The 6,520-nt window shown below is 36.9% G+C and carries 6 protein-coding genes and 1 pseudogene; 1 reads left to right on the forward strand and 6 read right to left on the reverse strand.

Annotation, left to right across the window (positions count from 1 at the left end; genetic code table 11):
• A pseudogene (locus AC1DND_RS15415) lies at positions 1 to 319 on the reverse strand (type IX secretion system outer membrane channel protein PorV); the annotation flags it as partial.
• Positions 320 to 959: 640 nt separating this feature from the next.
• Between AC1DND_RS15415 and AC1DND_RS15420 the strand changes: the two are divergent.
• Positions 960 to 2,645 carry an SUMF1/EgtB/PvdO family nonheme iron enzyme gene (locus AC1DND_RS15420; protein ID WP_477582879.1) on the forward strand — a complete coding sequence of 562 codons (1,686 nt, stop codon included), beginning with the start codon at positions 960 to 962 and terminating at the stop codon, positions 2,643 to 2,645.
• Positions 2,646 to 2,864: 219 nt separating this feature from the next.
• On the opposite strand, the gene AC1DND_RS15425 is transcribed toward AC1DND_RS15420, so the two are convergent.
• From AC1DND_RS15425 to AC1DND_RS15445, 5 genes are all read right to left on the reverse strand, one after another.
• Positions 2,865 to 3,365, reverse strand: a complete 501-nt coding sequence (locus AC1DND_RS15425) for an acyl-CoA carboxylase biotin carboxyl carrier protein subunit (RefSeq protein WP_477582880.1) — start codon at positions 3,363 to 3,365, stop codon at positions 2,865 to 2,867.
• A 3-nt stretch (positions 3,366 to 3,368) separates the two neighbouring features.
• Positions 3,369 to 3,992, reverse strand: coding sequence for a DUF4159 domain-containing protein (locus AC1DND_RS15430; protein ID WP_477582882.1), 624 nt, complete (start codon positions 3,990 to 3,992; stop codon positions 3,369 to 3,371).
• Positions 3,993 to 4,077: 85 nt separating this feature from the next.
• Entirely contained in the window at positions 4,078 to 4,782 is a 705-nt protein-coding gene (locus AC1DND_RS15435) for a 16S rRNA (uracil(1498)-N(3))-methyltransferase (RefSeq protein WP_477582884.1), read from the reverse strand.
• Between the two features lie 8 nt (positions 4,783 to 4,790).
• Entirely contained in the window at positions 4,791 to 6,215 is a 1,425-nt protein-coding gene (locus tag AC1DND_RS15440; RefSeq protein ID WP_477582886.1) for a hemolysin family protein, read from the reverse strand.
• Positions 6,215 to 6,520: inorganic diphosphatase (locus tag AC1DND_RS15445; protein WP_477582887.1), on the reverse strand; the 306-nt coding region annotated here is incomplete at its 5' end. The genes AC1DND_RS15440 and AC1DND_RS15445, both read right to left, overlap by 1 nt.

Genomic DNA, 6,520 nt, shown 5'->3' on the forward strand with positions numbered 1-6,520 from the left:
GATTAATATCAGGTACTAAACTTTTTAACCACGGGCTATAAGAAACAGAAAATCCGTAAGGTTTATCTAAAAATGCAAGTTTAGAAGCATTAATGCTGGCTGAATTTACATCACCAGCAACGGCCACGCCAGCATCACCCATTGCACCAGCACGGGCATCGGGCGTAATGAGCAGAAATGGAACTGCTGTTACAATATTGTTTGCCTCGCTACCATTTGTTTGTGTATTGCCTATGGTTACCTGAGCATTTGTTTTACCAAACACCAAGGCCATTGAGAGTGCAGAAAAAGCAAGTTTACTGATGTACTTGAAATTCATCCTTTAAAGGTACGTAATTTTAGATTTTGGTATTTAGCAACAACTGGAGAATATATTCTGTAACGTAAAACCAAAACTTATATTTCACCAAATTACGAATTCTATGATTATTTACTAATTAAACATACGATTTTTACATACAGGTGTGACTGCAAAAAACCTAAGCCAATAACTAATAACCATTTAGCATCATAATTGAGCTATTTTCTTTTTTCTATAAAAATTATTAATTCGATTTGTCAACTTAATAATCTTTAAATCAAATATGGTTAATTTATTGCAATCTCTATAAACTATAACAATACTCTTTTTATATATACGTGTTTAAGCTGTCACTAAAAACATAAAAAAAATTAATATTGAGATGACCTGAACTGTAATAAAAGTAATTCCACCTATTGGGCTAATGGCTTGCTAACAGCACTTCTCAATCATCTCACTTTCTTTTCATCTTGCTTATTTATAATTATTTAACCTAAATTTAACTGAAAAAGTAAGTAGACACAATACGATATAAAATAATACGTTATCACTCAAAAATATAATCGATATTTTATTACCACATTATTTATATATTCATTTAAAATTGTTTAATTTTATCGGTTGAATCCCTATAGGGACGATTTCCCCAACGAACTATATGAAAAAACTGTTACTATATTCTTTTACTTGTTTGTCATTAGCTGCCCTACTTACGAGCTGTAGCTCAAAAGGAGGGAACAGTTCTAGCAAGACAGGTATTCCTTATGCCGATAGGAAAAGCAAAAACAACCAATCTGGTGCTTTTGCTGTAGCCACTCAATATAAGAGAGCTCCAGGACCAGGCTTGATTCCAATTGAAGGTGGAGTTTTAGTTGTTGGTGGTAGTGCCATCGAAGTACCGGGTGTTGAGCCAAATATTTACAATTACAAAAGACAGGTTACTGTTCCATCTTTTTACATGGATGAAACTGAAGTATCGAATACCGATTGGTTAGAATACTTACACTGGATCAGATACAACTACCCTGAAGATCGTGAGTTTTATTATAATGAGMTTCCTGATACTTTAGTGTGGCGCCGCGCATTATCATACAACGAACCTTATGTAGATAATTATTTAAGACACCCTGCTTACCGTGACTATCCTGTTGTAGGTGTTTCATGGGAGCAGGCATCACGTTATTGCGAATGGAGAACTTCGAGAGCTAACGAATTTATTCTACGCGAAAAAGGAATTTTAACTGATTATAAAACTTTAGCCGGTAATGGAAAAAGCAATGCTGCTACTACAGCAGCGGCGACTCCAAAACCAGACAAACCTTTTAATACTGATGCATATTTAAATGGCCAGTATGATGATAAGGGGAAAAATGCACCAACCGATTACAATACAAAATCAGGTGCAGCTACATCAACCGCTGGAGGAACAGCAGCCCCAGCATCTGGAGGCAAAAACAATCAGCCTAGAAGAACTGCGACACTAGAGGATGGTGTAATTATGCAGCCTTATCGTTTACCAACAGAAGCTGAATGGGAATATGCTGCTTTAGGTTTAATCGGCAATACAGAATACGAAAACATCAATCAGAATAAAATCTATCCGTGGAATGGCTTAGGTGTGAGCTCTGCCAAAAAGAAAACCAGAGGTATGATTCAGGCCAACTTTAAAAGGGCACCTGGCGATTATATGGGTGTTGGTGGTTCATTAAATGATAAAGGAGATTTAACTGTTCCCGTTATTCAATATGCACCAAACGACTTCGGCTTATATAATATGGCTGGAAACGTGAATGAATGGGTTAATGATGTTTACAGAACAGGTACATTTACCGATGCAGATGCATTTAATCCATATCGTGGGAACTATTTCACCAATAAAAAATTAGAGGATTCGCAAAGCGGAAAAATTGCATTGGATAAATATGGCAATCCGATTAAGGAAAATGCTTACGCCGGAAGAAAACAAACCTGGGCAGAAAAACAGGCACAGGCGAAACGTTCTGATTCAATTTCAAAATCGACTGATCCACAATCTCCAGTAGCATCAACCAGTTATCAGGCAGATCAAAGAGGTTACCGTGATAGACAAAATATTTTATTAAATGAAGAAGGTGTAACGCTTGTAAACGATAAATCCAGAGTTTATAAAGGTGGTTCTTGGAATGACATGGCTTACTGGTTAAACCCGGCAACACGCCGTTTTATGCAACAAGATGAATCATCAGCAGAAGTTGGTTTCCGTTGCGCCATGACTATGCTTGGCGCTCCAGAAATTAGTACTGCAGGTAAAAGAAATTTTAAAAACCCTCCTCAAAAACCTTACAGGGTAAGTAGAGGTAAATAAAAAAGAAAAGTCCCGACATTAAATCGGGACTTTTCTTTTTTGTGTATTGTATTTCGCTCATTTGACGAGACGATCGTCATGCTGAATTTATTTTATTAGCAGTTTTTGTTATTTTAGAGGCCTAATAGCTGCTGCGCGGTCAGCATCTTTCATGCTAAAAGACCCTGAAATAAATTCAGGGTGACGACACTATATTAACTCTTTAATGGCAAAAGCTATCTACTTAAACTGAATCAAGATCTGGTTCTTCTCTACCTTATCGCCCTGCTTAATCAAAACTTTCTTTATCAAACCATCGGTTGATGATTTCAAGATATTTTCCATTTTCATCGCTTCCAGCACCAATAGGTTATCACCTTTCTTTACCTCAGCGTTCTCTTCAACCAAAACCTTTAGTACTAAACCAGGCATCGGTGCTTTAATTTCTGAAACTTTATTAGCAGTTAAATTATCCAACCCCAGCTGTTTTAGCAAAACATCAAACTGATCTTCGATGCTAATCTGATAAATATTACCGTTAACCTTTATTTTGCAGGTTTTATCTGCTTTGTTCAGCTCAACCAGCTCTGTATTAAAAGATTTATTCTGGTATAAAACATGTGTACTATTATTCCCAATTGAACTCGGATCGAACTGAATAGGTTCTCCGTTTACCAAAAAAGATGACTCCTTATTTTCAACCTCAAATAAAAACTGATCGTTTACTTTTACTTTATACATTTGTTATTGGGTTAAAGCATACTGAACCAAATTTGCACCCATTTTAAGCGCCTTAGTCCTCGTTTCTTGTGTATCCTCAGGATAGGTGCCGAAATCTTCCCAGCCATTCCCTAAATCGCACTCAAAGGTGTAATAGCATACCACTCTACCTTTATAAATCAACGCAAATCCCTGTGGCCTTTTATTATCATGCTCATGGATTTTTGGCAAGCCTCCCGAGAACTTAAATTTCTGGTTATATAATGCATGGTTGGCCGGCAATTCGACAAAACTAAGTTCCGGGAATACTTTTTTCATCTGCGGGCGGATAAATTTATCCAATCCATAATTATCATCAATATGAAGAAAACCACCACCTGTAAGGTATTGCCTTAAATTTTTAATTTCCTGATCGTTAAAAACTACGTTTCCGTGGCCAGTCATGTAAACAAACGGATAATTGAATATTTCTTTCGAGCCTACTTCTACGATACTTTCTTCGGCATAAAAATTAGTCTTCAAATTGGCATTACAGTAGGCAATTAAGTTGGGCAATGCTGTTCTATCTGCATACCAATCACCACCACCGTTATACTTTAATTTGGCCATGCGGTAGGTTGGTGGTAAAGCGCTAAAAGCTGAAAGCATAAGGCAGAAAGCCAAAAGCCCTATGCAAGAAGCAAYAAACTTAAATTTCGGAAGCTGAAAACTGAAAACTGAAAACTTCAAATGATTATCGGTTAAGGTAATTGATTTCAAAACAAACAGATAATGCAGCCGTTTCTGTGCGCAATCTGTTATCACCTAAAGTTAATGCTTTAAAGCCTTTGTTCAAAGCTAAATTAACTTCATCAGGTGTGAAATCTCCTTCAGGACCAATAAGAATTAAGTATTTTTGATGTGGAGCTACAAGTTTGGATATATATTGTTTCTCCCCGTTATCGATACAGTGTGCTATTAATTTATGCCCATCGAATGATTCTTTTAAAAAAGCATCCAAAGAAATGGCATCATTTAATTTTGGATGATAGGCTTTTATCGATTGCTTAACAGCAGAAGTAATCACTTTGTTGAGCCGATCCTCTTTAACTATCCTACGCTCCGATCGATCGGTAATAATTGGTGTAATTTCATCAATACCCAACTCTGTAGCTTTTTCTAAAAACCATTCGATCCTGTCGATATTTTTAGTTGGCGCAACAGCAATATGCAGGTAATGATTTCTTTTATGAAACTCCGTTTCTACTTTTAAAATGGATAAGGAGACTTTTTTCGGATTATCAGAAGTGATTTCAGCAGTGTAAAAACCACCTTTCCCATCAACCAGATTAACGATTGAGCCTATGGTAAGGCGAAGCACCCTAACGCAATGTTTGCTCTCTTCTTCGTTAAGCGTATAAGCATTTTGGGCTATATCTGGTGTGTAAAAAATATGCATAGTTGAAATTAATGATTATCAACCATATCTGCTTTATTGATCACCAATTCTAACTTGATTGTTTCGATATTCTGCTCTGTTTTTTTAAGGATGGTAAACAGATATCCGTATGATTCGTTGCTTTCGCCTACCTCAGGGATACGTTCAAAAACATGAGAAACCAAACCACCAATGGTATCGAAATCTTCATCCTCTGGTAAATCGTGAGGTAGATGTTCATTCACATCATATACAGTAGCGAATGCATTTACGATAAACTCATTGTCAGAAACTTTTTCTACCAGTGGCTTTTCTTCATCGTATTCATCCTGGATTTCTCCAACAAGCTCTTCAACAATATCTTCTAACGTAACCATGCCCGCTGTACCGCCAAACTCATCTAATACAATAGCAATCTGTATGCGGTTACTTTGCAGTTCACTCATCAGATCGTTGATTTTCTTGGTTTCTGTAACGAAATATGGTTTTCTGATGATATCGTTTAATGTCCAGTGCTGATTACCCGCTGCAACCAATGGTAAAATATCTTTTGCATGGATAATCCCTACAATTTTATCCATGATCTCATCATAAACCGGTAAACGCGAATACCCTTCCTTAATAATTGTATCAATCACTTCTTCTTTTGGAGAAGTTAGTTCAATACCCGAAATTTTGGTGCGGGGTACCATGATATTCTTCACCACTCGCTCATTAAAATCGAATACGTTTTTAATCAGCTCATGTTCGTTATTATCTAAGGCTCCGCTTTCTTTACCCTGGTCTAATAAATACTGAAGTTCTTCGGTACTATGAAGCGATTCATGTCCGCTTGAAGTGTCGATTCCGAATGGCTTAAGAATAATCGCAGCAAGACTATTTAATGTCCAGATGAATGGTCTAAATACCACATAAAATATCTGCAATGGTACAGAAACAAATAAGGTTGTTGCTACCGGCCGTTGGATAGCAAAAGATTTAGGCGCTAATTCACCAAATACAATATGCATAATCGTAATCAACGAGAAGGCAACAATTGTAGATGCAGTATGGATAGAAGCATCGCTCAATCCCCATTCCAAACTATCGAACAGATTTTTGAAAATGGTATGCATAACGCCTTCACCTACCCAACCTAAGCCAAGCGATGCAAGCGTTATACCCAGCTGTGTGGCTGCCAGATATCCATCAAGGTTATGAATAATCCCTTTGGCCATTTTGCCAACACGACTGCCTGTTTTTGCTTTAATTTCAATCTGTGATGCCCGGACTTTTACAATTGCAAACTCTGCTGCAACAAAAAATCCGTTTAGTAACACCAAAAATAATGCAAAGAATAATCGCCAGCCTACAGAAGTGGTATCGGGTTCTTGTAAAGCAACCAAAACTACGTTTTTGGGCAGGATTGCACTTAGCTCAAAATTTAAAAACAAACATACCGTGGGTAAATCCATTAAGCCAATTCTCTAAATGTTGTGTTATAAAGTTCTATGCTTTCTTTAATTACTTTATGCGCATAACGAACACCAAGTAAATGTTCGATGGTTACATTTTTATCTTCTAATGCTTTATAATCCTGAAAGAAACGAACAATCTCTTTCATTTGGTGTGGAGGTAATTCATCTAAATCGTTGATGTAGTTTACCGACATATCGTGAGCAGCAACCGCGATAATTTTATCATCTTGCTCTCCATTATCTACCATGTGCATTACACCTACAACTTTCGCTTCGATCAATGTCATTGGATAAACATCTAC

The organism is Pedobacter sp. 01N416 (genome assembly GCF_056399685.1).

Coding starts and splice junctions, on each gene's coding strand:
- AC1DND_RS15425 (WP_477582880.1), bottom strand. CDS start 3,365: ATGTATAAAGTAAAAGTAAACGATCAGTTTTTATTTGAGGTTGAAAAT.
- AC1DND_RS15430 (WP_477582882.1), bottom strand. CDS start 3,992: ATGCTTTCAGCTTTTAGCGCTTTACCACCAACCTACCGCATGGCCAAA.
- AC1DND_RS15435 (WP_477582884.1), bottom strand. CDS start 4,782: ATGCATATTTTTTACACACCAGATATAGCCCAAAATGCTTATACGCTT.
- AC1DND_RS15440 (WP_477582886.1), bottom strand. CDS start 6,215: ATGGATTTACCCACGGTATGTTTGTTTTTAAATTTTGAGCTAAGTGCA.